Annotated in this window: 24 protein-coding genes and 1 pseudogene; 17 read left to right on the forward strand and 8 right to left on the reverse strand. The window is 65.1% G+C overall.

Annotated features, from left to right (window positions below; genetic code table 11):
* Positions 1-119: 119 nt before the first annotated feature.
* Positions 120-443 carry a flagellar hook-basal body complex protein FliE gene (gene fliE / locus BMW87_RS15550; RefSeq protein WP_093077280.1) on the reverse strand — a complete coding sequence of 108 codons (324 nt, stop codon included), beginning with the start codon at positions 441-443 and terminating at the stop codon, positions 120-122.
* A 285-nt stretch (positions 444-728) separates the two neighbouring features.
* Here fliE and fliF point away from each other — a divergent pair, with 285 nt between their 5' ends.
* The 17 genes from fliF (at position 729) to BMW87_RS35485 (ending at position 15,758) form a co-directional block, all read left to right on the forward strand.
* A complete protein-coding gene (fliF, locus tag BMW87_RS15555) occupies positions 729-2,465 on the forward strand; it encodes a flagellar basal-body MS-ring/collar protein FliF (protein ID WP_093077281.1) in 1,737 nt (578 codons plus the stop codon).
* Positions 2,458-3,456 carry a flagellar motor switch protein FliG gene (gene fliG / locus BMW87_RS15560; RefSeq protein WP_093058557.1) on the forward strand — a complete coding sequence of 333 codons (999 nt, stop codon included), beginning with the start codon at positions 2,458-2,460 and terminating at the stop codon, positions 3,454-3,456. Before fliF ends, fliG begins: the two co-directional genes overlap by 8 nt.
* Positions 3,443-4,231 (forward strand): flagellar assembly protein FliH, encoded by a 789-nt coding sequence (gene fliH / locus BMW87_RS15565; protein ID WP_093077283.1) that lies wholly within the window; start codon positions 3,443-3,445, stop codon positions 4,229-4,231. The genes fliG and fliH overlap by 14 nt, the downstream gene beginning before the upstream one ends.
* A gap of 5 nt (positions 4,232-4,236) precedes the next feature.
* The gene (gene fliI, locus BMW87_RS15570) at positions 4,237-5,700 is read left to right on the forward strand and encodes a flagellar protein export ATPase FliI (RefSeq protein ID WP_093058555.1); all 1,464 of its coding nucleotides are present in this window, start codon (positions 4,237-4,239) and stop codon (positions 5,698-5,700) included.
* On the forward strand, positions 5,697-6,152 hold the full coding sequence (fliJ, locus tag BMW87_RS15575) for a flagellar export protein FliJ (RefSeq protein ID WP_093058554.1): 456 nt from the start codon (positions 5,697-5,699) through the stop codon (positions 6,150-6,152). The genes fliI and fliJ overlap by 4 nt, the downstream gene beginning before the upstream one ends.
* Positions 6,153-6,194: 42 nt before the next feature.
* On the forward strand, positions 6,195-7,619 hold the full coding sequence (locus BMW87_RS15580) for a flagellar hook-length control protein FliK (protein ID WP_177192780.1): 1,425 nt from the start codon (positions 6,195-6,197) through the stop codon (positions 7,617-7,619).
* 151 nt (positions 7,620-7,770) lie between these two features.
* Entirely contained in the window at positions 7,771-8,283 is a 513-nt protein-coding gene (gene fliL, locus BMW87_RS15585) for a flagellar basal body-associated protein FliL (RefSeq protein ID WP_093077286.1), read from the forward strand.
* Between the two features lie 27 nt (positions 8,284-8,310).
* Positions 8,311-9,312: a flagellar motor switch protein FliM gene (gene fliM, locus BMW87_RS15590; RefSeq protein ID WP_093058551.1), complete on the forward strand. Its 1,002-nt coding sequence runs from the start codon at positions 8,311-8,313 to the stop codon at positions 9,310-9,312.
* Positions 9,305-9,757, forward strand: coding sequence for a flagellar motor switch protein FliN (gene fliN, locus BMW87_RS15595; RefSeq protein WP_093077287.1), 453 nt, complete (start codon positions 9,305-9,307; stop codon positions 9,755-9,757). The genes fliM and fliN overlap by 8 nt, the downstream gene beginning before the upstream one ends.
* Positions 9,754-10,170: a flagellar biosynthetic protein FliO gene (fliO, locus tag BMW87_RS15600; protein WP_093077289.1), complete on the forward strand. Its 417-nt coding sequence runs from the start codon at positions 9,754-9,756 to the stop codon at positions 10,168-10,170. Before fliN ends, fliO begins: the two co-directional genes overlap by 4 nt.
* On the forward strand, positions 10,167-10,928 hold the full coding sequence (gene fliP, locus BMW87_RS15605) for a flagellar type III secretion system pore protein FliP (RefSeq protein WP_093077291.1): 762 nt from the start codon (positions 10,167-10,169) through the stop codon (positions 10,926-10,928). The genes fliO and fliP overlap by 4 nt, the downstream gene beginning before the upstream one ends.
* A gap of 10 nt (positions 10,929-10,938) precedes the next feature.
* Complete coding sequence (gene fliQ, locus BMW87_RS15610) at positions 10,939-11,208, forward strand: flagellar biosynthesis protein FliQ (RefSeq protein ID WP_093058547.1); 270 nt, start codon at positions 10,939-10,941, stop codon at positions 11,206-11,208.
* Between the two features lie 28 nt (positions 11,209-11,236).
* Entirely contained in the window at positions 11,237-12,022 is a 786-nt protein-coding gene (gene fliR, locus BMW87_RS15615; RefSeq protein ID WP_177192793.1) for a flagellar biosynthetic protein FliR, read from the forward strand.
* Positions 12,023-12,118: 96 nt separating this feature from the next.
* Positions 12,119-12,802, forward strand: a complete 684-nt coding sequence (locus BMW87_RS15620; protein ID WP_093077292.1) for a GntR family transcriptional regulator — start codon at positions 12,119-12,121, stop codon at positions 12,800-12,802.
* Positions 12,803-12,879: 77 nt separating this feature from the next.
* Positions 12,880-13,671, forward strand: coding sequence for a transporter substrate-binding domain-containing protein (locus tag BMW87_RS15625; RefSeq protein WP_093077294.1), 792 nt, complete (start codon positions 12,880-12,882; stop codon positions 13,669-13,671).
* 14 nt (positions 13,672-13,685) lie between these two features.
* Positions 13,686-15,098: an amidase gene (locus tag BMW87_RS15630; RefSeq protein ID WP_093077295.1), complete on the forward strand. Its 1,413-nt coding sequence runs from the start codon at positions 13,686-13,688 to the stop codon at positions 15,096-15,098.
* A gap of 345 nt (positions 15,099-15,443) precedes the next feature.
* Complete coding sequence (locus tag BMW87_RS35485) at positions 15,444-15,758, forward strand: hypothetical protein (RefSeq protein WP_093077297.1); 315 nt, start codon at positions 15,444-15,446, stop codon at positions 15,756-15,758.
* A 95-nt stretch (positions 15,759-15,853) separates the two neighbouring features.
* Here the strand turns inward: BMW87_RS35485 and BMW87_RS15640 are convergent, their stop codons facing one another.
* The 7 genes and pseudogenes from BMW87_RS15640 to BMW87_RS15665 form a co-directional block, all read right to left on the reverse strand.
* On the reverse strand, positions 15,854-16,231 hold the full coding sequence (locus BMW87_RS15640; protein WP_093077298.1) for a cytochrome c oxidase assembly factor Coa1 family protein: 378 nt from the start codon (positions 16,229-16,231) through the stop codon (positions 15,854-15,856).
* 119 nt (positions 16,232-16,350) lie between these two features.
* Positions 16,351-16,632, reverse strand: coding sequence for a hypothetical protein (locus BMW87_RS15645; protein WP_093077300.1), 282 nt, complete (start codon positions 16,630-16,632; stop codon positions 16,351-16,353).
* Position 16,633: 1 nt separating this feature from the next.
* On the reverse strand, positions 16,634-20,398 hold the full coding sequence (locus BMW87_RS15650) for an RHS repeat-associated core domain-containing protein (RefSeq protein ID WP_177192781.1): 3,765 nt from the start codon (positions 20,396-20,398) through the stop codon (positions 16,634-16,636).
* Positions 20,399-20,467: 69 nt separating this feature from the next.
* Positions 20,468-21,223: pseudogene (locus BMW87_RS35745) on the reverse strand (DUF6531 domain-containing protein); the annotation flags it as partial.
* Positions 21,224-21,346: 123 nt separating this feature from the next.
* Positions 21,347-22,558, reverse strand: coding sequence for a flagellar hook-associated protein FlgL (flgL, locus tag BMW87_RS15655; RefSeq protein ID WP_093077303.1), 1,212 nt, complete (start codon positions 22,556-22,558; stop codon positions 21,347-21,349).
* 38 nt (positions 22,559-22,596) lie between these two features.
* A complete protein-coding gene (gene flgK / locus BMW87_RS15660) occupies positions 22,597-24,561 on the reverse strand; it encodes a flagellar hook-associated protein FlgK (RefSeq protein ID WP_093077304.1) in 1,965 nt (654 codons plus the stop codon).
* 102 nt (positions 24,562-24,663) lie between these two features.
* On the reverse strand, positions 24,664-26,379 hold the full coding sequence (locus tag BMW87_RS15665; RefSeq protein ID WP_093077306.1) for a methyl-accepting chemotaxis protein: 1,716 nt from the start codon (positions 26,377-26,379) through the stop codon (positions 24,664-24,666).
* Positions 26,380-26,383 lie beyond the last annotated feature (4 nt).

Consider the following 26,383-nt stretch of genomic DNA (forward strand, 5'->3'; position numbering starts at 1 on the left):
ACCCGCTTCCACTGTGAGACTCAAGCCATCGTTGACTTGGTTATCGGCGGGGTCTCACGAACCTTTAGGGCAACGTACAAAAAAGTTGCACAGGCTGCCCATGCCACCAACCCGCACCCTCAGGCCTGCAGGTTCATCACTTCCTGATAGGCGGTCACCAGGCGGTTGCGCACCTGCAGCCCGGTCTGGAACGCGACGTTGGCCTTCTGCAGGTCGACCATCACGTCATTGAGCGCGACACCGGGCTTGCCCAGTTCGAACGACTCGGCCTGCGCATAGGCCTGTTGCTGCGCGCCGCTGATGTTGGAAAGCGAGCGCTGGAGCTCGGCTGCGAAACCGCCGGCTTCGACCGGCGTACCGGCAGCGGCCGCGGGCGCAATGCCCGTGTGCAGCGCGGTGGCGCGCATCTGCTGCAGTACGGATTCGATGGCACTGATCGACATGGGAGATCCCTCTTCCTTTGTTTGAACACTTCTGCGTGACTTGACATGGAGGGGCAAAAGCCCTCCTGCCTGCTTGCAGCGTATCAAGGGAAGACCCCGATTCAAGCGCGCAACTGAGGGCAAAAACCCCGGCTGTTCGGGCATTCGAATTCCGGGTGACTGTTGACAATCGTCGGCGAAACGAACAGGCCGCGGACGACATCACGGGCCATCCGGAATGAAATCTCTACACCGAATCTCCACTCCCACCATGGCAACGGCAACCGCCACGACGAAGGTGCACCCATGAGCACGGCGGCGCCCGCGGGTGCTTTGCCTGCGGCCGGCAACGGCCAGCCTGCGCTACTGGACCGCATGCGCGCGCAGCCCCGGCTGCCGCTGATCATCGGAGGCGCGGCCCTGGTGGCCGCCGCGGCCGCGTTCATGCTCTGGAGCCGCGGGCCCGACTACAAGGTGCTCTACACCAACGTGTCGGACCGCGACGGCGGCGCGATCATCGCGTCGCTGCAGCAGATGAACGTGCCCTACAAGTTCGCCGACGGCGGCGGCGCGATCCTGATCGCGGGCGACAAGGTGGCCGAGACGCGCCTGAAGCTCGCGGCGCAGGGCCTGCCCAAGGCCGGCGGCGTCGGCTTCGAACTGATGGACAACCAGAAGTTCGGCACCAGCCAGTTCGCCGAGCAGGTCAACTACCAGCGCGGGCTCGAAGGCGAGCTGGCGCGCTCCATCGAATCCATCGGCGCCATCGAGTCGGCCCGCGTGCACCTGGCACTGCCCAAGCCCTCGCTCTTCGTGCGCGACCAGAAGAAGCCATCGGCCTCGGTGGTGCTCGCGCTCGCACGCGGGCGCAGCATCGACGAAGGCCAGGTCAGCGCCATCGTGCACATGGTGTCCAGCAGCGTGCCCGACCTCGACGCCAAGAGCGTGACCGTGGTCGACCAGCGCGGCAACCTGCTGTCCTCGGCGCGCGGCGGCGACCGCGGGCTGGACGTGAGCCAGCTCAAGTACGCGCAGGAGATCGAGCAGGGCTACATCCGCCGCATCGAGGCGATCCTGCAGCCCATCGTGGGCGCGAACAATGTGCGCGCGCAGGTGGCGGCCGACATCGACTTCTCGGTGGTCGAGCACACCGACGAGAAATACAAGCCCAACCAGGACCCGACGCAGGTCGCCATCCGCAGCCAGCAGAGCAGCGAATCGGCGCAGCACGGCGGCGGGCAACCCGGCGGCGTGCCGGGCGCGCTGTCGAACCAGCCGCCGGTGAACCCGACCGCGCCCATCACCGGCCCGCGTGCACCGAACGCACCGGGCACGCCGCCCGCGCCAGGAACACCCGGCGCTCCGGGTGCACCGGGCGTGGCAGGCTCCACGGCCAGCACCGCCCCCACCGGCCCGAGCAGCACGCGCAAGGACACCACCACCAACTACGAGCTCGACCGCACCATCCGCCACGTGCAGCAGGCCGCCGGTGGCGTGAAGCGCCTGTCGGTCGCCGTGGTGGTGAACAACCGCGATGCGGTGGACGCGAGCGGCAAGAGCAGCAACCGTGCGCTGACTCCGGCCGAGCTGGAGCAGATCCGCAACCTCGCGAAGGAAGCCATGGGCTTCAGCCAGGATCGCGGCGACTCGCTCAACGTGGTGAACAGCGCCTTCGCCCGCGACGCCGACAGTGCCCCCGCGCCCGAGGTGCCGTTCTGGCGCGACCGCGAGAACATCGAGCTCGGCAAGACGCTGGGCCAGTACCTGCTGTACGGGCTGCTCGCGCTCTTCGCCTGGTTCGCCGTGCTGCGTCCGCTGATGCGCCGGCACCTGGCTCCCGCGCCTGCACCCGCGGCGTCCTCCGGCCCCGCCTTCGCGCCTGCCGCGGAGCCGGACCCGAACGCGCCCTCCCCCGACGAAAGCCTGCGCGAGCGCGAGGCCAACCGCCGCAAGGCCGACATGGAATACGCCCACCAGGCCGCCGACAAGGATCCGAAGCTGGTGGCCACCCTGATCCAGCACTGGATGCACAACGATGAATAGCGAAATGGGAACCCGCAAGAGCGCCATTCTTCTGATGGCGCTGGGCGAAGACCGCGCCGCCGCCGCGCTGCACCAGCTGCCCACCTCCGAGGTGCAGGCGCTGGGCCTTGCGATGTCGAAGCTCAGCTCCGTCTCCAAGGACGAGCTGGCCGCCGTGCTCTCCGAATTCCGCCACGAGACCGAGCAGCTGTCGGCCCTGCACCTGGGCTCGACCAGCTACATCCGCGCCGTGCTGAAGAAGGCGCTGGGCGACGACCGCGCCAGCAACCTGCTCGAGGACATCCTGCAGCCCGACGAGCCGCACGGCGGCATCGAGCGGCTCAACGAACTCGAGGCCGGCGAAGTGGCCGAACTCATCCGCGACGAGCATCCGCAGATCCTTGCAACGCTGCTCGTGCACCTGGACCGCATGAAGGCATCGGAAGTGCTGGAGAAGCTGCCGGCGCGGCTGCGCCACGACGTGATCATGCGCGTGGCCACCTTCGGCGGCGTGCAGCCATCGGCACTGAACGAGCTGACCGACGTGCTCACCGAGATGCTCGCGGGTCAGGGCGTGCGCCGCAGCCGCCTGGGCGGCGTGCGCACCGCGGCCGAGATCGTCAACCTGATGAGCACCGGTGTGGAAGAAGAAGCCATCGCCCATGTGCGCGAACAGGACGAGGCGCTGGCCCAGCGCATCGTCGACGAGATGTTCGTGTTCGAGAACCTGCTGGGCCTCGAAGACCGCAGCATCCAGCGCCTGCTCAAGGACATCGAGTCCGACTCGCTCATCATCGCGCTCAAGGGCGCGCCGATGGAGCTGCGCGACAAGTTCCTCAACAACATGTCGCAGCGCGCCGCCGAGACGCTGCGCGAAGACATGGAGCTGCGCGGCCCCGTGCGCGTGTCGCAGGTCGAGACCGAGCAGAAGGCCATCCTGCAAGTCGCCCGCCGTCTGGCGGAGGCTGGCGAAATCGTGATCGCGGCGCCTGGTACCGATGACTTCGTCTGACACCAACGGCGCCTTCGGCGAGTCGCGCGAACGGCTTGCCGCCATCCACGCCGCCGCGCGCCATGCAGCGGCCGGACCGAAGCCTGCACCCTCTCCTTCACTCTCGGCCTGGGAGCGCTGGGAGATGGGCACCATCGACGGCAAGGCGCCCGCCAGCCGCAAGGGCGCGGAGCGCAACGGCCCGCCGCCTGCACCGCCCGCCCCCAGGGTCGACCTTGCCGACATCGCGCGCATCCGCAGGGAAGCCCGCATCGACGGCGAGGCCGAGGGCCGCGCCGCCGGGCTTGCCGAAGGCCGCAAGGTCGGGCACACCGAAGGGCTGGCCACCGGCCTCGCGGCCGCCAGCGTGCATGCCGAACGCCTGCGCGCGCTGGCCCAGTCGCTGCCCGATGCCTTGCGCCGCGCAGAAGAAGAACTCTCCCACACCGTGCTTGCGCTCGCGCTCGACGTGGCCCGCCAGGTGGTGCACCGCACGCTGAAGGCCGAGCCCGAATGGGTGCTGCCCGTGGTGCGCGACCTGCTCAACACCGAGCCCGCGCTGCGCGGTGAGCCGCGCCTGCTGCTGAACCCCGACGACGTGGCACTGGTGAAGAACAGCCTCGGCAACGAGATCGAAGCCGCCGGCTGGCAGGTGCGCGCCGACGACACCATCGCGCGCGGCGGCTGCCGCGTGCAGTCCGCCACCGGCGAACTCGACGGCACGCTCGGCACGCGCTGGAAGCGCGTGACCGCCTCGCTGCACGGCGATGCCGACGGGCAGGCCGACTCGCTCTGACGCCCATGCAGACTACCGCTGCCCCCAACGCCCATCTGCAATCGGTGCGCGCCGCGCTGGAGAAAGCGCGCGCCAACGTCGCGCATTGCGAGACCACCATCGCCTCGGGCCGCCTCACCCGCGCCGTCGGGCTGGTGCTCGAAGCCGTGGGCCTGCAACTGCCCGTGGGCAGCGACTGCCTGATCGAACTGCCGCCCGGCCATCCGCAGCGTCACGCCGAAGCCGAGGTCGTTGGCTTCGCCGGCGACCGCCTGTTCCTGATGTCGCAGACCGAAGTGGCGGGCCTGGTGCCCGGAGCGCGCGTGTTCGCGCGGCCCGGCTCGCCGGAGCCCGATGCAGCCGGCATGATCGGCAACGCCCACACCAAGCGCCTGCCCGTGGGCGAAGGCATGCTCGGCCGCGTGGTCGATGCGGCCGGCCGGCCGCTCGACGGGCTCGGTCCGCTCGACATCGCGCGCAAGGTGCCGCTGAGCACGCCGCCCGTCAACCCGCTGTCGCGCGCACCCATCGATTCGGTGCTCGACGTGGGCGTGCGGGCCATCAACGCGATGCTCACCGTCGGCCGCGGCCAGCGCATGGGCCTGTTCGCCGGCTCCGGCGTAGGCAAGAGCGTGCTGCTGGGCATGATGGCGCGCTACACCAGCGCCGAGGTCATCGTCGTCGGCCTGATCGGCGAACGCGGCCGCGAGGTGAAAGACTTCATCGAGAACACGCTGGGTGAAGAGGGCCTGGCCCGCGCGGTGGTGGTGGCCGCGCCTGCCGACAACTCCCCGCTGCTGCGCCTGCAGGGCGCGGCGTATGCAACCTGCCTGGCCGAATACTTCCGCGACCGCGGCAAGGACGTGCTGCTCATCATGGACTCGCTCACCCGCTACGCGATGGCGCAGCGCGAGATTGCGCTGGCCGTGGGCGAGCCGCCTGCCACCAAGGGCTATCCGCCTTCGGTGTTCGCCAAGCTGCCGGCGCTGGTGGAGCGCGCGGGCAACGGCGCACGCGATGCGCAGGGGCGCGGCGGCTCGATCACCGCCTTCTACACAGTGCTTTCCGAGGGCGACGACCAGCAGGACCCGATTGCCGACTCGGCGCGCGCGATTCTCGACGGCCACGTGGTGCTCTCGCGCACGCTGGCCGAGGCCGGGCACTACCCTGCCATCGACATCGAGGCTTCCATCAGCCGCGCCATGACCGCGCTGATTCCGTCTTCGCAGTACGACTCGGTGCGCCGCTTCAAGCAGATGCTCTCGCGCTACCAGCGCAACCGCGACCTGATCAGCGTGGGCGCCTATGCGCCCGGGCACGACCTGCAGCTCGACCAGGCCATCGCGATGTACCCGCGCATCGAAGGCTTCCTGCAGCAGTCGATGGACGAACGCGCGGGCTACGCCGAGTCGATCGGGCACCTCGAAGGCCTGTTCGCGACCGAGCAGCGCGCATCCACGACAACAACACCGCAGAGATTCACGAAATGACACGCAAGCTCCCTCTCGGCATGCTGATCGACCTGGCGCACACGCAGACCGACGACGCCGCGCGGCGCCTGGGTGCGCTGCAGAACGCGCACCTCAACGCCAGCCAGAAGCTCGAACTGCTGCTGCAGTACCGGCAGGACTATCACGACCAGCTCGACGCGTTGATGCGCGACGGCCTGCCTTCTTCGCAGTGGCGCAACTACCGCAACTTCCTGGGCACGCTGGACGGCGCCATCGAGCAGCAGCGCGCCATCGCGGCGCAGACCGAGACCCGGCTCGACACCGGCCGCACCGACTGGCAGCAGCAGAAGCGCCGCCTGAGCTCCTTCGACACGCTGGCCGAGCGCGTGCGCATGCAGGAAATGATGGCCGAGGCCAAGCGCGAGCAGCGCGACAGCGACGAGCGCGCGGCGCGCAAGTTCTTCGACCGCGCCTCGCACCCGACTCTTTGAGTCCACTGATTGAATCTCCACGCAGGAACCGACATGACTCCCATGATCACGCCCCCCGTCATGACGAACGCCACCAGCCAGCCTGCCGCGCAGACCGGCGTGCGCAACCGCGGCGCGGACGAAGACCAGGGCCGCAGCTTTGGCGCGGCGCTGGAGCGTTCGCGCGCAAACAACGGCAGCCACGGCGACGCGGCGCCGAAAGACAGCGCACAGGATGTCGCCGCCATCGACCGCAAGCCGGTGCGCAAGCCCGGCGCGGATGAAGACACGAAGAAAGAAGACGCGCTGCCCGCCGATCCGAACCTCGCCTTTCTCGGGACGGCGCACACGCCGCTGCATGCGCTGACGCTCGCGGGGCGCTCTGCTCAACAGCAACAGGGTGAAGGCGCGGCCGACGCCACCGCCGCAACGTCGCCCGCCGGTGCGGCGGCAGACATTCCGCTGGACCCGGCCCTGCAGGCCGCTGCCGCGAAGACGCTTGGCGCCGATGCAGCCGTCGCCGATGCATCGGCCGCACCCGAAGCCGCTGTGGTCTCGAAAGATGCCGCCACGAAACCCGCGACGGCCGCACTGCCCGCCACCCAGGCGGCGCAACTCCAGGCCGACACCGCGCCAGCCGCCTCGCTGCACGAACTCGCCCGCGCCGCCATCGCGGCACAGACCATGTCCGTCGGCATCGCGAAGCCCGCATCCGCTCCCGCCGGTTCGCCGGTCGGCACCGCCGCGACCGGCCGCGGCGCCGCATCGCGCGCCCCCGTGAGCGCCACCACCGCAGAGCAACTGGCCAGCGCCGCGCAGCAACCCGAAGCGGCCGACGATGCACAAGCCAAGGCCGCGCCCATTGCAGCAGTGGCAGCCGCGACCGCCAGCGACACGGACGCCCAGCCACCCGTGGCACCCATCGCGCTCCAGCAGCCCGCCGCTGTAGCAACCGCTTCATCAGGCAGCGCGAACGACACGGCCGCCACACGCGCCCCCGTGCACACCATCGCCCCCGAAGTCGGCAGCGACAAATGGGCGCCGGCCCTTGGCCAGCAGCTGGCGCGCATGAGCACCAGCGGTAATCACACGGCCGAACTCAACCTGAACCCAGCCGGCCTCGGCCCGCTCAAGGTGACGCTGTCGATGGGTGACAACCAGGCGCAGGCCATGTTCGTGTCGGCCCATGAGAGCGTGCGCAAGGCCATCGAGGCCGCGCTGCCGCAGCTGCGCACTTCGCTGTCGGAGCAGGGCATCACGCTGGGCCAGACCTCGGTCGGCGCGGAAACCCGCCAGCCCTTCGGCAACGACGCCGCCTTCGCACAGCAGCAAAGCCAGCAACAGCAGCAGAACGCCGCGCGGCAGCAGGCGGCCTCCCCGTACCCCGGCACAGGCCGCACCACGGCAAGCGCCCCGGCAATTGCGCCCCTCGCCGCCGTGCGCGCGGGTGCTTCCAACAACGCAGCCGGGGTGGACACCTTCGCCTGAGCCCCGGCAACACATTCGCCCCCCGCCCGCGACGGCGCCCTGTGCGGCGCCCCGCAATGAACGGATATGAAACGCCTTTGTGCGCTTGTTCGGCCGTTCGTTCGCGAGGGACTTCGCAAAGAATAGATCGGACAAGAAAAACCGCTTAACCATGGCTACCTCATCACCCGCCGCAACTGTCGCACCGGCCATCTCCGCAACGCTGGCCCCCCGCCGCTCCTCGAAGCTGCTGATCGGAATCGTGATCGCCGTCGGCCTGATCGCTGCCGGCGGCGCGGCCGCGTATGTCTTCCTGCCCCGCTTCATGGGCGCCGCCTCCACCGAAACGGCCAAGGCGCCGACGCCCGAGAAGCCCATCTTCCTGACGCTCGAGCCGCTCACCGTCAACCTGCAGTCGGAAGGCCGCGGCCGCTTCCTGCAGATCGGCATGGCGGTGCGCGTGCGCGACGAGCAGACCAAGGCGCAGCTCGTCGAGTTCATGCCCGAGGTGCGCAGCCGCCTGCTGCTCCTGCTGTCGAACCGCGCGCCCGAATCGGTGGTGGCGCCAGAAGACAAGGCCAAGCTGGCCGAGGAGATCCGCAAGGCGCTGAGCACCCCGCTGGCCCCGGACACGCCCGAACTGGGCATCTCCAGCGTCTCCTTCAACACGTTCGTCGTGCAGTGACCACCTCTTCCTTCGGACAAGCGATCCATGGCGTATGAACAGGTGCTCTCCCAGGACGAGGTCGATGCGCTTCTGCAAGGCGTCACCGGCGGAGACCTCGACCAGGCGGCCTCTCCCGCACCGCCGAAGGACGGCCTGCCGGCCTACGACCTCGGCGCGCCCGACCGTGTGGTGCGCAACCGCATGCACACGCTGGAGGTCATCAACGACCGCTTTGCGCGCGGCCTGCGCGGCGCGCTGCTGAACTTCATGCGCCGCAGCCCCGACATCTCGGTGGGGCCGGTGCAGATCCAGCAGTACGGCGAGTTCGTGCGGCACCTGCCGGTGCCCGCGAACATCAACATGATCCACATGAAGCCGCTGCGCGGCACCGCCCTCTTCGTGTTCGACCCGAAGCTGGTGTTTCTCGTGGTGGACAACCTGTTCGGCAGCGACGGCCGCTACCACGTGCGCGTGGAAGGCCGCGACTTCACGCGCACCGAGCAGCGCATCATCAAGCGCCTGCTCGACCTGTCGCTGCAGTGCTATGGCGACGCATGGCAGCCGGTGTTTCCGCTCGACTTCGACTACGTGCGCGCCGAGATGCACGGCAAGCTCGCCAACATCGTCGCGCCCAACGAGGTGGTGATCAACACCACGCTGCAGATCGAGTTCGGCCCCGTCGGCGGCTTCCTGCACGTGTGCATTCCCTACTCGATGATCGAGCCGATCCGCGACCTGCTGTCCAACCCGATCCAGGACGAGGTCGAGGTCGACAAGCGCTGGGTCAAGCAGATGTCGCGCCAGATGCAGGCCGCCGACGTCGAGCTGGTGGCCGACTTCGTGACCATGCCATCGACGCTGGGCGAAGTGATGAAGCTGCAGATCGGCGACGTGATTCCCATCGAGCTGCCCGAGACGGTCGTCGCCAAGGTCGGCGGCGTGCCGGTGATGGAGTGCGGCTACGGCACCTCCAACGAGCGCTATGCGCTGCGCGTGCAACACATGATCTCCCACCAAGACAGCGATTTGAAGAACGACCATGACTGACAACACCTCTTCCGGCAGCAGCGACGCGGACGACTGGGCCAGCGCCCTGGCGGAGCAGACGGCCGCCTCGGCCCCTGCCGCATCCGAACCCGCCCCCGCACCCACATTCGCGCCCGCCACCGCGCAGGTCTTCCAGCAGATCCAGGACGCGCCGGCTCCCGCGCACTCGTCCACCACGCCGGTAGATATCGCTCGCGTGCTCGACGTGCCGGTGCAGCTCACCGCCGAGATCGGCCGCACGCGCATCACCATCAAGAACCTGCTGCAGCTGTCGCAGGGCTCGGTGGTGGAGCTCGACGGCCTGGCCGGCCAACCGCTGGACGTGCTGATCAACGGCTACCTCATTGCGCAAGGCGAGGTGGTGGTGGTGAACGAGAAGTACGGCATTCGCCTGACCGACATCGTCACGCCCTCCGAGCGCATGCAGAAGCTCGCGCGCGCATGAGCCTTCCCACCGTGCCCACGCCCGTTCACGACGTGGCTCCGGCCGCCGTCGGCGCATCGGGCCTGCTGCAGGCCGGCTTCGGCATGGCGGCGGTGGTCGGCCTGATTTTTCTGTGCGCCTGGCTGGCGCGGCGCTTCGGCCTTCAGCGCCTGGGCAGCGGCCAACTGGTGAAGGTGGTGTCGAGCGCCGCAGTCGGCCAGCGCGAGCGCGTGGTCGTGGTGGAAGTGGGCGACACCTGGCTGGTGCTGGGCGTTACGCCGAGCCAGGTCAACACGCTGCACACACTGCCGGCGCAGGCCCATGCGGCCGCTGCAGCCTCCGCGTCGCCATCGGTCGCACCCACGCCCGTCGAACTCTTTGCCCGCAAGCTGCGTGAAGCCCTCTCGGGCAAGCCGCATCGTCCTGCCCCATGAAGAACCCCGCATTGCGCCGCGGCCTGCGCGCCGCGCTGCTGTTGCTCGCCGCCACGCTGCTGCCCGCCGTTGCATGGACGCAGGGCCTGCCCGGCATCACCAGCACGCCCGGCCCCGGCGGCAGCCAGACCTGGTCGCTGAGCGTGCAGACCATGGTGCTGCTGACCTCGCTCACCTTCCTGCCCGCGCTGCTGCTGTCGATGACCAGCTTCACGCGCATCCTCATCGTGCTGGGCCTGCTGCGCACCGCCATCGGCACGCAGACATCGCCGCCCAATCAGATATTGGTGGGGCTGTCGCTCTTCCTCACCTTCTTCGTGATGTCACCGGTGCTCGACAAGGCCTACAGCGAGGCCTACAAGCCCTTCTCCGAGAACAAGATCAGCGTCGACACCGCGCTGGAGCGCGGCATTGCGCCCTTCAAGACCTTCATGCTCAAGCAGACCCGCGAGAACGACCTGGCCCTGTTCGCCCGGCTCGCCAAGGTGCCCGAGATGCAGGGCCCCGAAGACGTGCCCTTGCGCATACTGCTGCCCTCCTTCGTCATCAGCGAGCTGAAGACCGCGTTCCAGATCGGCTTCACCATCTTCATACCATTTCTCATCATCGACCTCGTGGTGGCCAGCGTGCTGATGTCCATGGGCATGATGATGGTGCCGCCTGCTTCCATCGCGCTGCCCTTCAAGCTGATGCTCTTCGTTCTGGCCGACGGCTGGCAACTGCTCATCGGCGCGCTCGCGCAAAGCTTCTACCTCTAGGTACGCAGAGATGAACCCCGAATCCGTCATGACCATGGGCTACCGGGCCATGGAAATCTCGCTGCTCATCGGCGCGCCGCTGCTGCTGGTGGCGCTGATCATCGGCCTGATAGTGAGCATCTTCCAGGCGGCCACGCAGATCAATGAAGCCACGCTGTCCTTCATTCCCAAGCTGCTCGCCGTGTTCGCGACGCTGGTGATCGCAGGTCCATGGATGCTCGACCGCATGCTCGACTACATCCGCGCGCTGTTCGCCGGCATTCCGCAGATGCTGGCGTGACGTGATTTGAGGTGACGTGACCCCGTCGATCATCTCGGTCACCTCGGCCCAGCTCGAGGGCTGGATGGTGGCCTTCCTCTGGCCCTTTGTGCGCATGCTCGCACTGGTGAGCACCGCGCCGATCTTCGGCGAAGCGTGGGTGCCGCGGCCCGTGAAGGTGGCCATTGCCGCCATGCTGGCCTTCGTGATCTCGCCCACCATCGGGCCGCTGCCGGCCGTGCCGGTGGTGTCCGCAGGCGGCGTGTGGATCATCGTGCAGCAGGTGTTGATCGGCGTGGCCATGGGCTTCACCGTGCGGCTGGTGTTCACCGCCGTGCTGGCTGCGGGCGAGTACATCGGCCTGCAGATGGGCTTGTCGTTCGCATCGTTCTTCGACCCGATGAGCCACGGCAGCACCATGGTGGTGTCGCGCCTGCTGAACATGCTGGCGATGCTGATCTTCCTGGCGCTCGACGGGCATCTGCTGATGGTGAACGCGCTGGCTGAGAGCTTTCAAACACTGCCGATTGCCGATGCGCCGCTTGCGTCTGGTGGGTGGATGTTCCTGGTGCTGGCCGGGGGCGACATCTTTGCCAGCGGGCTGATGCTGGCGCTGCCGCTGATTACCGCGCTGCTTACGCTGAACCTGGCAATGGGCATCCTGAACCGGGCATCGCCGCAGTTCAGCATCTTCGCAGTGGGCTTTCCGCTGACGCTGCTGGCGGGGATTTTCATGATGCAGCTGTTGATGCCGAATCTGGGGGCGTTTCTGGAGCCTCGGTTTGGGGAGGCTGTGGGGAATATGTTGCGGGTTACGCAGGGGTTGCGGCCCTGATTCAAAGGTGATGCAAAGGACCCGGATCGCATGAAGATCCAAACTGGTGCATCAAACTGATTAATCAGATGGCATGAGATCTGCTTGATCAGATTCATGCCATCTTCCACCGACATCAGCGAGCGCATCGTCGAGGCCGTCCTCGCCAAGAAGCTCGCACCGGGTGCCCGCCTCGGCGAACAGCAACTGTGCGATCTCTTCGATGCACCGCGCGCGGTGGTGCGCGAGGCGCTCACCACCTTGTCGGTTCGCGGCATGGTGAAGGCCAGCGCGCGTCGCGGGTGGTACCTGGTCGAGCTGTCGCCGGAGGAAGCCCAGGCCGCTTTCGACGCACGCCTCGTGATCGAGACCGGCCTCATCCGGTGCAGCAAGCCTCCGGCCTCCAAGGCGCTGCAGCGGCTGCGCACGCACCTGAAGCGTCAGCGCGAAGCGGTCGAAAGCACCGATGTGGGAGCGCGCAGCTTCCTGCTGGGAGACTTTCACGTCTGCCTGGCCGAATGCCTGGGGAACAGCGTGCTCGCGGCCACGGTTCGCGACCTCACCGCACGCACGATGCTGATCGCCTTGCGCTACCAGTCGGAAGACGAGGCTGCGCACTCCTTCAGCGAGCACAGCGCCATCGTCGAGGCGCTGGAAGCCGGCGACATGGCCCTGGCCGAACAGCGCGTCTTCACCCACCTGTCGACCTGGCAACTCAAGCTGCGGGTGCCCGCTGACCAGACGCCCGACCCGTTGGCCGAGCTGCGGCTCGCGCTCACGCCGCTGTCTGCGCCCCGGTGAAGCACCCCCTGCCACGCGCCCCTGATTTCCCTGCCGACTTCTTCTCAACGCCCATCCCAACCCCGGAGCACGCCACCATGTTCAGCAAACGCCACCTTTCCCTCGGCCTCGCAGCCGCCCTCACCTTTCTCGCAGCCGGTGCCTCGCACGCACAGAACACGCTGGACACGATCACGAAGAGCAAGACGGTCCGGATCGCGATTCCCACCGACTTTCCGCCCTACGGCTCGGTCGGCCCGGACATGGCGCCCCAGGGGCTGGACATCGAGGTCGCGCGGCTGATCGCCGGCAAGCTCGGCGCCAAGGTCGAATTGATTCCGGTCTCGACGGCGAACCGCATCCCTTATCTGCAGACCAAGAAGGCCGACCTCGTGATCTCGACGCTGGGCAAGAACCCGGAGCGCGAGAAAGTCATCGACTTCACGGTGGCCTACTCGCCCTTCTTCATCGCAGTGTTCGGCCCGAAGACGCTGTCCGTGAAAGCGCCGGCCGAGCTCGCGGGCAAGTCCATCTCCGTCACGCGCGGCTCCGTGGACGACGCGGAACTCACCAAGGTGGCACCGGCCTCCGTGGAGTTGCGCCGCTTCGAGGACAACAACGCGACCATCTCGGCCTTTGTCGCCGGACAGACGCAGCTGGTGGCAACCAGCGCCCAGGTGGCGAGCACCATGATGGCGAAGAACCCGCAACTCGGGAGCGAGCTCAAGTTCGTGCTGAAGGATTCCCCGAACTTCGTCGGCGTGGCCAAGGGAGAGGACGCGCTGCGGCTCAAGGTCAACGAGATCTTGCTCGATGCGAAGAAGAGCGGCGAACTCGACAAGCTGGCTGTCAAGTGGCTGGGCCGCCCCGCCGGCGATTTGCCGCAGTAAGGCGCGCCCACGACATGAACGAGCCATGGCGCCTCAGTGCGGCGCAGTTGACTGCCGGGTACGCAAAGCAGTTGTTCACACCCCTCGACGCGCTGCAGGCGTGCCTGGCACGCACCGAGGCTTGCGAGCCGTCGCTCAACGCCTTCGTGGCACTCGACCGGGAAGGTGCGCGGCGCGCGGCGGCGTCCAGCACGGCACGCTGGGCCACCGGCCGGCCGCTGGGCCCGCTCGACGGCGTGCCAGTGAGCGTCAAGGACAACATGCACGTCGCGGGTCTTCCCACGTCGTGGGGGAGCAGGCTGCTGCAGGGCTTTGTCGCATCGCACGACGAGCTGCCCGTGGCGCGCCTGCGCGCGGCAGGCGCCGTGCTGTTCGGCAAATCGAACCTGCCTGAATTCGCGATGCAGGGCTACACCTCCAACGCCCTGCACGGTACGACCCGCAACCCCTGGGACACCGCGCTGACGCCGGGCGGATCGTCGGGCGGTGCCGCGGCGGCGGTCGCGGCGGGCCTGGGGCCGCTGGCCCTGGCCACCGATGGCGGCGGCTCCATCCGCCGGCCTGCATCGCATTGCGGTCTTGTGGGATTCAAGCCTTCGCGCGGCCTCGTGCGCAGGGAGCGCGGCTTGCCCGAGATATTCCTCGACTACGAAGTGGCCGGCGGAATCGGTCGCTGCGTGAAAGACGTACAGCATCTGACGGCGGCAATCGCAGGATCGCGCCTGGAGGCCGGCCGGCCCACGCCGTCTCGCATTCTTTTCGTGCCCCGCTTCGGCACCCATGCCGTCGACCGCAACATTGCCGCGTCGGTGCGTCGCGCGGCCGAGGGTTTTGCCGCGTTGGGGCATGCGGTGGACGAAGCACAACAGCAGGTGAACTGGTCGGAGGCGATCAACGCGCTGTGGCCGACGCTTTCCAATGCAGGGCTCGCCTGGATGCTCCAGCGCGCATGGCAATGGCCCGAGTTCGGATTGCCCGAGGGCGTGCAGCCGGATCTCTCAGGCTGCGGCGCGGTCGCGCAGGCGAATTTCGACGCCGGCCTGAAGCTCGATGCATCCAGCCTGTTCGATGTACTGGTGGAAGTGCGTGAGCTCGAGCGACAGATGGAAGTCGTCTTCGCCCGCTACGACTTCATCCTCACACCCGCGACGGCCGCCCTGCCCTGGCCCTGTGAACAGAGCCACCCCGAGCGGATTGCGGACGCGGAAGTCGGCCCGCGCGGACATGCCGTCTTCACCGCCTTCGCCAATGCCGCGGGCTTGCCGGCCATTGCATTGCCAAGCGCGCACGCAGAGGGCCTGCCGACCGGCATCCAGCTGGTCGCATCGGCCGGCCACGATGCCGAACTGCTGGCTTTGGCCATGCAGTATGAGGAGGCGTTTCCATGGCCTGCGCTGTGGGACGAAGGGTTTCACTCAACGGGCTGAAATGAGGAGGTTCCACCCGGCATTTGGGTTGGAACTGCGGGCCATAGGGGCATCTCGCTCCTCTCGATCGCAGATGTCTGCGTGGCTATACTGCGCCCGTCATGTCAAAAACAGGCGTGATCGGGATTGGTCTCCCGTGCAATCACTGCGACGCAAGCCGCAGTTCCCCGCAGGGTCTGCGGCTTCGTCATTCGTGCTTCCATTTTTTTGGCGGCTCGATGGGCGGGCGCGAGCCCGGCCGGTTTCACGCAAGTGGTTGCCCGGTAGACCAACCCATCGAGCTGCCGCCTCGATTGGTCTCGGGTGCGGCGGTTTCAGCAAACCGCAATCACTTGGAGGCCTTTCATGGCTGCATCCGCTCGCGCGTCCGCGCACGTCTCTTCATTTCCCGAATCTTCTGAAGCCGCCAGCGTTGAATCGCTTGTGCTGCAGGCATGCGATGACATCGACAGCCTTCACGCTGTGCATCGTGCCTACGCGTGTCTCGAAAAGCTCATCGTTCCGCAGGGTGTGAACGATACGGAAGAGGTGTATCCGACCCGCACCGAACTCAGCGCGCTGGTGCGGGTGGTCAATGAGGAACTGCAGCGGCGGGTCGAAACGGCCGACACCACGATGCAGTCGTTGCGTGTTGCCTTGAGTGAAGGCGGTGCGCGATGAACACCTTCGAGGTTGTCGATGCCAGTCCAACAGGATTCGAGAAAACTAAAAAGAGCTTGGGCCGACGTCCACGAAACTGGCGACAGCCCACTGCTCTACTTCTCAGCAACCACCGCGGAGGACTCTTTGATAGTTGCCACCTGAATCTCCTGGCCATCGAGGCTCATCGACACGATCCTCCAATTACCACTTTTTACGAGGCTCGCATGCAACTCGCCAGTCCCACTGGAGCCTTCCACGGAAGCGGAAAACTCCGCGTTTCCACTTGGCCCCGACATTCGGATCGAGTACCCGAAGAAATGAAGGCTCATCTTCGGACGATCGCCTACTTTTTCTCTTATGCCGTCTGAGGTTTGAACGAAATTTCTCAGCGTCTGGTACGCGTCGGTCTGCTTGATGATCAAGTGGCCTGCGACCTCAGAAAGAGGGAGAACCACCAGCACTACTACGGCAGCCCATTTCAGAAATTTCATGCTGCCACTCGCCCCATTCCAGCTCGCATTTTTTGAAGGCTCATGTGCCCAAGGCCCGTCGCTTCGTTGAGATGGTTGTGTTCAGAAGCTGTTCGTTTGAGGAGTTCAGTTACTTGATCTCAATCCCGCCGGTCTTTTTCTTTGCGAGTTGATTGTGTGTGAACGAACAATCCGACGATACCAATCAGGAAGCCCAGAAAAATAGCCTTAGCGCCGAGTTCCACTTGATCGAGTGCAAGAGCGATTACCCCTCCGATCCAAGCCAAGGAGATGCCTGCAGTCTGAATGTGAAGCCCCGTCTGTGGCTTGCCCGCATAGAGTTTTCGGTACAGAACGACAACTAACGGGATGAGCACAGCTAAGACCACTAAGCCAAGAAGAAAACCCTGACGATTGGACATATCACCTCCTTAAGCACCACGTTTTTTGAACGCAATCGACATAGCCTACACCAGCACCCCCGCCAAACTGACCGCGCGTCCCACCTCTCGTGCCTTGCATTTGCGTCGAGTCGTTCACAGTAACTTGGCCTGCGCCCACCAGTCCAGCCCCTCCAAACCAAGTCACACCTTTGGAAGTCGAGACACCGCTCGAAGGAAATCCATCGCCGACCGAGTATGAGATACCGCAGGCAGCAACAAGTTGTGGACCAGCAACCCCGCAGAACTGTGCATAGAAGCAAGCGTCATCAAACTGCGGTGTAGTGGCTAAGCCAACCTCGCCGGCAAGGCCTATCACTGCTGCCCCCAAATTGCCAGAGAGTCCAATTTGTAAGGTGGTGCCGGCGGGAGATCCAGAAGGCTTTGGCTTCATCCACCCGATGGCCGCTGAGTTGGCTAGCCCAAAAGGATCGGTGCCTCTTATCGGATTCGCATCCACATACCCAAATCGATTCCACCCCCCGTCAAGTCCAATCGGATCTGGCTGACTGTACCGTCCCGTCCTGGCGTCATAGCTGCGGAAGTAGTTGTAGCTGAGGCCTGATTCCTCATCCGCATGCTGCCCCGGATACCGCAGGTTGAACTTCACCTCCGAGATGCTCGTCGTGCCCGGGTTCGGTGTCGTTTCTGTGTTGGCGAACCGGTACCTCGCCAGCGTCGGCTTGTCCTCCCCGAACGCGCTGTAGCTCCACTGCCAGACTGCTTGGCCATCTGCGTTCGTCAACTTTCGCGGCGTGTTCAGGTGATCGCTGTGCACTGCAAACGTGGCGCCGTTGACGATGGCCGCAACCGGCATCGGTCCATTGGCCGTCGGCAGGTAGATGTACTGGTTCTGCCCCGCACTGTTCGTGCCCCCGCTGCCCACTTCCGCGATCAGCGTGCCCTGCTCGTCGTAGACGTAGGCATAGCCCAGCTGCTCCGCCTGCGTCGTGCTCGGGCTCCACAGCTTCGTGAAGAACGCGATCAGGCTCTGCATGAAGCCCGGGTCGGCCTCGTCGCCCTGGCTGGGCGGATACAGCGGCTCCGTCTTGAACACCCGCTGCCCCAGCGCGTTGTGCGCATAGCGCGTGGTCGGGCTGACATCGGTCGCACCCGTCGTCGCCGCGGCAAGCCGCCCTTCGGCATCGTAGGTGTAGCTGCGCAGGCCGTCGCTCACCATGTCACCGTTGGCGTTGTAGCCGTAGGTGACGCTGGTGCTGCTCGCGCCGTTGATGGTCTGGCTGAAGCCCGTGAGCTGGTTGCTTGTCGATCCCACCGTGTAGGTGCGGTTGGTGCTCACACCATCGACAGCGCGGGTGCTGCTGCGGTTGCCGTTGGCGTCGTAGCCGAAGCCTGCGGTGTTGCCCGTGGCGTTGAAGCTCACGATGCGCCCCACGGCGCTGTAGCCCAGGCTCCAGGCGACGTTGGCATTGGCGATGGTGCTGTGGGTCGGGTCGGTGTCGCCGGGCTGGTAGAGGTTCTGCGTCAGGCTGGTGATGCGCCCGGCTGCGTCGTAGGCGTAGCTGCTGAACTCGGTGGCGGTCAGCCGGCGTGCGGTGTCGTAGGTGCGGCTGGCTGCGATGGAGGGGCTCGCGAACGCCCAGCTCCACGCCGTGGGCTGGCCCAGCGGGTTCCAGGCGATGCCGGTGACCAGCGGGTTGCCGTTCAGGCTCAGGCCTGTGAGGCGACCGGTGCTGTCGTAGCTGTGCGTGAGCACGCCGCCGCCGTTGGGGTAGCCGATGCTGGCCAGCGTGCCGTTGGGGTTGTAGGCGTAGCTGACCTGCTGGACGCTGCCGTTGGCCAGGGTCTGCTTCTTGAGGGTCACGCGGCCAAAGGCATCGCGGGTGTACTCGGTGGTGCCGCTGCGGTCGACGATCTCGGACAGATATCCCTTGCTGTTGGCCGTGAGGTCGTAGCGCAGGGTGGTGGTCTTGCCGTCGGCGAAGACCAGGCCAGTTGGGCGGCCCAGGGCATCGCGCGTAATCGTTGTCGCCTGGCCGAGGGCGTCGGTGATCTGGGTGGGCAGGCCGAGGTTGTCGTACTGGGTGCTGGCGGTGCCCACGTCGGCGCTGCTCTCGGCCGTCGCATTGCCCTGGGCGTCCCGGGTGTAGCTGGTGACGACACCCTTGAAGTCGCTGGCTGAAGTCACCGCGTCCAAAGCGTTGTAGCTCAGAGTGGCGCTGGCGTTGGCTGCGTCGGTTACCGCCTTGACGCGGCGCAGGTTGTCCAGGCCGTACTGGGTACTCTGGTTCAGGCCGTTGGTCGAACTGGTCAGTTCTCCGTTGGCGTCGTAGCCGAAGGTGCTGCTCTGGTTCGCGCCTTCGGTCCTGCCCGAGAGGCGGTTGATGTTGTTGACCGTGCGGGCCACGCTCCAGGCCACGTTGCCAGCGCTGTCCTTGATCTGCTCGGCGGTGCGGTTGCCCATGCCGTCCAGGGTGTAGGTGCCGCTCTCGCCTCGGTTGTTGCTCCAGCCCACCAAGCGGTGGGCTGCGTCGTAGGTGTAGGTAAGGGCCAGACCTGTAGGCAAGGAGACAGTCTCGACCGTGCCGTAGGGCTTGTAGGTCAGGACCGTGGTCAGACCGCCGACGGATTGAGTCAGCAGGCGGTCGCGCAAGTCGTAGGTGTAGGTGCTGACGAGGCCATTGGGGGCAGTCGAGCTGACGACGCGGTTGGCGAGGTCGTAGGTGTAGCTGGTGACATGGCCCAGCGCGTTCGTCGACGTGAGGACGTTGCCCCGGGTGTCGTAGGTATAGCTGGTGACCGCGCCGTTGGGTTCGGTGGCGGTGTCAACGAGCTGCGACGTGTTGTAGGTCCATTGCCAGATCCGGGCCTTGTTGGTCGCTGTGTCGGACACCGTCTTCGACAGGACGTTGCCGACAGCGTCGTAGGTGTAGGCGGTGGTGCGGCCAAGCTCGGACACCAGCGCAGGAAGATTGAACGTGGTGTGCCACTGCGTGGTGGTGGTCTTGGCATCGGACGTTCCAGATGCTTGCACTACCGTATTGGGCAAGCGCCGGGCAATGTCCCAGCTGATAGTCGTACGTACCCCCTTATGGTCATCGATGCCATAAATCAACCCGTCATCAGTAATTCCTCGCCACGAGGCGCTGTTTTCACCTGCTCCAAGAACTGCGCTACTACCCAGTGCGACGTGGCCACCACGATAGGCATAGAAATAAGTTCGCTGAGTATTGAGGGGGTCTGTAACGGACGTTGTGCCTTCAGTTGAGTTTTGGGTATAGCTAAGCTGATAGCGATCAACACCGCCAGCGTGTTCAGTGCTCGTAACCTTTCCCTGGGCATCAAAAGCATAGGTGGCGAATCTCAACCCACTTTCATCGATGACTCCGGTAAGGGCTTGGGGATAGGCACTGTTCTCATAAAGGAATCCTCGACTCTTTCCGTCAGGATAGATTACCCAGATCAACCTCTCATAAGCATCGTAGAGGTACGCGACAACGCGTCCGTCAAATGTTGTGACCGTGGCAAGTGTGTCCCCGGAATACCCCAAGGAAAGTACACGGCCGAACGCATTGAACACCGTGGCTAAGCGCCCCTCGCCATCGTATGAATAGAACGTAGATCGTCCACCGCGATCAGTTTTAGCTTGGAGCCTTCCAGCAGCATCGAAGACGAGCGAACTGTTGTCTTGTGCAATTTTGTATAGCCATCCTCCCTCGACTTCGACGAGCGTGTCGGCGCTATTGGTTGTCGTCCAAATGGTTGTATCAGCGGCCTTCTGGAACATGCGTCGCCCACCGTTGGGTGAGACGACTACAGCGAATCCCGTTGTTATTGACGTAGAACCCGCGCTCTTCGTTTGCAATATCCAGCCATGGTTATGCGACCAAGCTTTCCCCAGACCAAGTGCCGGCCTTCCAGAGGCTTCTGCGGATCGACTTCCATAGATGCGAACAAAGTCGAGCCCCACAGAACCGGCGTCTCGAATGTCGATTTCTTGGGCGATTTTTTCGCCGGTAGTTGGTCGAACGGGATTACCAACTACAGACTCAGACCAATCGGATTCTGACTCACCTGCCGGACAAGATTGACTATTTCCGTCGTTCGCCGGCTCAGGTGGAATTGGTTGGCACATCCCATTTACGGGGTCTGCTTGCTCCCCTTTTGAAATGTTACAGGTGCATGAAGAAGGAGTGTTAGTCCAATTTCCATTGGGCAACAAGTACCATTTGTTTATCGAGACATCGATGCTGGTATGAAGCCACCTCCCGCTCTCCCAGTGTCCGCACTGCGACGAGGACGATGACCGATCGACGTTAATCGAAAAAACTGGCAGCCCTGCTGCTAGGTTCTGTTGAATGTTGCCCCATGCACAAACTTTTGATAGCTCGCCGAGTTCAGCACTCGAGACCACCAGATAGCCCTGTCGTTGTTCATGCGTGCCGCGATACTCGAAAGGGTAGGGGCACGAATCCGCTGCCAAAGCACGAATACCGAAAAAGAGGACTAAGAGCCCGGACAACAACCGAGGAAGTCTGAAATAGTTGATGGAAAAGCGGTTTGCGTTTTTCCGAGGGTCTGCCCCACACACTTTCAGCTCCCAGCTTCTCATCCCTACTCCTCCTTTGATATTCGTCGTAGCGGCTTGAATGACTATGCCATCAACAGTGCATCCAGGGTCAGAGTCCGACCTGCCTCCTCGCAATCATAGTAATCCGCGACCTCCAATCCTCTGCTACAAATAATTGAACAACGAAATACTATTCAACTTAGCAAACGTCATCTGCGTAGCCTGCAACGAAGACTGCCGCTGATAAAACTCCGCAATCGCGCTATACGGGTCCAGGTCTTCAATGGAAGACAGATAAGACTCTTCCTGCAGCTTGCGGTCCCCACCACCCGAGTCCAGCGCATCGATCTCGCTCTGCCTTGAGCCCACCGACGACAACACCGTCAGCACGTTGTCGTGCGCATTCGTCACCTTCACGTTGGCTGTGGCCAGCGCGTTCTGCAGCTTCGCCTGCGCAGCCGCCCCACCACCGCTCAGCGGCGTACGCAGCGCACTCACCAGTTCGCCGATGGCAGCGAACACATCGGTGCCGGCGTTCTTCGCGGTAGACACATCAAAGCTGTCGCCAGCCGCCGGCGTGCCGGTGATCTTGATCTGCACGCCGCCGAAGTTGATGGGCGTGTCCGCCGAGATCGGGCCGGTGGCTGCGACCACTGGCGGCGTGTCCTTGGTCGTCACCGTGTAGTCGGTGGCGCTGAAGGTGATGGTGAAGTCCTTGCCGTAGTTGGGCGCGGTGGCGTCGGTCACGCTGACGGAGCCGAACACGCCGGTGCCGGTGTTGCCCGCGGCGCCTGACGCCACATAGCCCGCGCCGCCTTGCACCGACTGGAAGACGCTGCGGCCGTCGTCTGACGTAGACATCTGGCGCGCCACGTCGACCTGCATCAGCCGCTGGCCCTGGTCGCCGACGTACTGCACGCCGCCGCTGGCCGTGGCCACGAAGGGCGGGGAGCCGCTCTTGAAGCCTGCGAACAGGTACTGGCCGTTGCCGTCGTCGGAGTTGGCGATGCCCACCAGCTGGTCGTAGCTGCTCTGGATGGTGGTGGCGAGCGATGCGCGGTCGGCGTCCGACAGGGTGCCGTTGCCGGCTTGCACGGTCAGGGCCTTGATGTTCTGCAGGATCGAGGTCACCGAGTTGAGCGCGTTCTCCTCGGTGGAGAGCGAGCGCGACGCGCGCTGGCGGCTGGTGGCGTACTGCGAGATTTCCGACAGCGTCTGGCTGACGCCGAGTGCGCGGGCCGCGCCCACCGGGTCGTCGCCTGCCGAGAGAAATTTTGAGTTGGTGGCCAGCTGCTGCTGGACCCTGAACAGCTTCTGCTGCTGCTGGCCCATGGCCAGTACGTTCTGTTCGTAGAAAGATTGGGTGCTGATGCGCATCGCTTTGCCTTGTTGAGTCTGCTTGACGTTGGGCTGGCTCAGCTGCCGATGCCGAGGATGGTGTCGAAGATGGTCGAGGCGGTCTGGATCACCTTCGCATTGGCCTGGTACATCTGCTGGAACATCAGCAGGTTGGCGGTCTCCTCGTCCTGGTTCACGCCCGAGATGGCCTGCTGGCTGGCCTTGATCTGGCTGGTAACGCTGTCTTGCGTGGTGGCTGCCACCTTCACTGCCATGGCGCGGTTGCCGACTTCGCTGACGATCTGCGAGTAGGCGCCGTTGAAGGTTGCCGTGCCGTTGGCCATGGTGGTCTTGCGCTGCAGTGCGCCCAGCAGCAGCGCGTTGCTGCCGTCGGACACGCCCGCGGTGTTCTTGCCAATGGTGAAGGTGTCGCCTTGCGCGGGCGCGCCGGTCATTGCAACGGTGATGCCGTCGAAGCTCATCTTTGCGCCGGCGGTGTAGGGCACGGGCGTGCCGGCCGCGTAGCTGGTGCTGGTGCCATCGGCCAGCGTGACGGTCACGGCCGAGGTGGCCGGAAAACCGGTCAGGTTGCCGGTGGTCGCGTCGTAGCTCAGCGTGACGGTGCCGCCCAGCGGCGTTGCGGGGTAGCTCGCATCCACCGTGGCCGCGCCCAGCGCGCCGGAGCCCTTGTTGCCGACGGTATTGCCGGTGACGATGGGCGATGCCGCGGCCACCTTGGCGGGGTCGAGCGTCAGCACGTCGAGGTCGCGCGCGCCGGTGCGCGTGGGCTGCACCAAAAACGAGTCGCCGGCCTGCGCGGTACCGCTGGCAGCCGTGAGGCTCACGCCGTCGAAGGTAATGGGGAAGGTGGTGAAGGAGCCCATCGACTGCTTGTCCGACAGGCGGGTGACCGAGTAGGTCAGCGTGCCGGCCACGTCGGTGACGCTCACGTTGTAGTCGCTGGTCGTGAGTTGCGACGCGTTCGAGAGCGTGCCGGTGAGTTCGAGGTTGCCCGCGTTCTTTGCGTTGGAGAGCACGCCCGGCACGGACTGCGTGAAAAAGTCCTTGCCCAGTGCGCCGCTGAGGTCCACGCCCAGCTTGCTCTGCGCGTTCACGGCATCGGCCACCGACATGGCGAGCCGGCCGATGGAGTTTTGCGTGGGAATGAGCGTGTCGCGCCGAAAGCTCATGAGCCCGCCCAGCGTGCCGCCGGTGATGACGCCGTCTGACAACTCGGTCGTGTTGCCGGCAAAGCCCTGCAGCGCCACGGCCTTGCGCGACGGGTCGGCGGCGGAGTTAACTGCCGCCATGGTGGCGGCGTAGTCGCCCGTCACCAAAGACTGGCCGGTGGCGATGAACACGTTGTACTTGCCGTTGTCCTGCTGCAGCACCTTCACGTCGACCACCTGGCTCAGCTCGCTCACGAGCTGGTCGCGCTGGTCGAGCAGGTCGTTGGGCGGCTGCCCGCCGGCCATGGCGCTGATCTGGCTGATCTGCTGGTTGAGGCTGGCGATCTTGCTGGCGTAGGTGTTGATCTGGTCCACGCTGCCGACGATCTGCTCATTGACGGAGGAGTTCAGGTCCGACAGGTATTGGTCGGTCGCGCGAAACTTGCTGGCCAGCGCCTGCGCCGAGCTGATCATCTGCTGGCGCGCGGCCGGGTCGGCCGGTGTGTTGGCCACGCCCTGCACGCTGGTGAAAAAGCTCTGCATCAGCGGCGCGATGCCCGAGGTCTTGTCGGCCAGCAGGGTGTCGATGCGGTTGATCTGCGTGCTGTTGGTGGCGAGCGCGGCCGAGGCCGACTGCGCAATAGAGAGCTGCGCCGTCAGGTAGCGGTCGTAGCTGCGCGAGACGGTCGTGACGTTGGCACCCGAGCCGATGAAGCCCGAGCCGGTGCCAGTGGCGTTGCCCGTGGCGATTTCTGCCACCTGGCGGCTGTAGCCGGCGGTATACACGTTGGCTGTGTTGTGGGCCGTGGTCATCAGCGCGGTGCGTGCAACGCCGAGGCCGCTCAGACCCGTGTAGAACAAACTTCCGGACATATGGCTTTACCTGTCGATGAGGTGTGTGAAATGAGGTGGCATCGCCTGGATGCCTCTGGGTCTATATCGGCAGCGCCGGCCGAAAGTTGAGGGCCGATCGGGTCAGAACTCGGTCCAGTCGCCCTTGGCGTCGTTGGCCATGGCGAGTTGCGGGGCGCCAGAAGGCTCGCGCCGGGTGGGCAAGGCCTTGGCGGGGCGCTTGGGTGCTGGCTTGGCGGGCTTCGGGATTGGGGTGATACGCGTGAAGCCGGGGCGTGTGGTGGCGACGGCGTTGGCATCGAGCTTGAAGACGCTCACCGCCTGTACGAGGCTGCTGGCTTGCTCTTGCAGCGATTGAGCGGCTGCCGAAGCCTCTTCGACCAGTGCGGCGTTCTGCTGCGTGACCTGATCCATCTGCGTGATGGCCTGGTTGATCTGCTCGATGCCCGAGGTTTGTTCCTGGCTCGCGGCCGTGATCTCGCCCATGATGTCCGTCACGCGCTTCACGCTGCCCACGATCTCGTCCATCGTGCGGCCAGCCTCTTCCACCTGCTTGCTGCCTTCTTCGACCTTTTCTACCGAGTCGCCGATCAGCGTCTTGATCTCTTTGGCTGCTGCAGCGGAACGTTGAGCCAGGCTGCGAACTTCTGAAGCCACTACGGCAAAGCCTCGGCCTTGCTCACCTGCGCGGGCAGCTTCGACCGCTGCATTCAGCGCCAGGATGTTGGTCTGGAAGGCAATGCCGTCGATCACGCCGATGATGTCGACGATCTTCTTGGACGATGCATTGATCGAGCCCATCGTGTCCACCACTTGGGAGACGACGCTGCCGCCCTTCACGGCAACTTCAGAGGCAGACACAGCCAGCTGGTTGGCTTGACGCGCGTTGTCCGCGTTCTGCTTGACGGTGCTGGTCAGCTCTTCCATCGAAGCAGCCGTCTGCTCCAGCGAACTCGCCTGCTCTTCCGTGCGCGAAGACAGGTCCTGATTCCCCGAAGCAATCTGCCCCGAAGCAGTGGCGATCGTCTCCGTGCCCGTGCGCACCTCACCAACCACCTTTGCCAGGCTCGCATTCATCTCTCGCAGCGCGTGCATCAGCTGCCCTGTCTCATCGCGGCTTTCCACCTCGATGTGCGTGCTCAGGTCGCCCGCGGCCACCGTCTCGGCCACTTCCACCGCATGCCCCAGCGGGCGCACGATGCCCAGTGTCAGGCGCCATGCAAACAGCGCCCCCAGCACCAGCGCAATGCCCGACAGCACCATCAACGTGGTCTCGCCGGTCGTATGGCTGGCTTCGATGTCTTGCGCCAGTTCGTCGATGCGGTCGCGCTGATACGCCGCGAGCTTGGCCACGGCCTCCTCGTAGACGGTGAGTGCGGGCGCGAACTGGTTGTCGGCCATTTCCATGGCCTCTTCGTTCTTCCCCTCGGTCTTGAGCTTGTTGATCTTCCCGATGGTCGCGAGCACGACGCCGCGAGCGTCAGCCACACCGGCATACAGCTTCTTCTCTTCCGGAGAGGTCAGCAGTTCCTCGAGCTTCTTCTGCACCGGGTTGATAAGCGCCGACTTGTCGGCCCGGCCCTTCTCGAAGTAGGCGACCACCTTGGGGTCTGTCGCCTTGACCATCGCGAACGAATTGACGATTGCCGGCCCGAGCAGGTTGGACCACTGGTTGGCCAGGCGCTCCTTGACCAGCGCGTTCTGCATCATGTCTTCCGTGGCCTTGCCCACGCTCGCAAGGCGCTGCATGCCGGTGGCGGCAATGACCAACATCAGGAGCAACACGACCGCAAAGCCGAGGCCCAGGCGGGTGCCGATTTTCAGGTTCTTCAAGTTCATTTGA

The sequence above is a fragment of the Variovorax sp. OV084 genome, from assembly GCF_900111625.1.
Taxonomy (GTDB): Bacteria; Pseudomonadota; Gammaproteobacteria; order Burkholderiales; family Burkholderiaceae_C; genus Variovorax.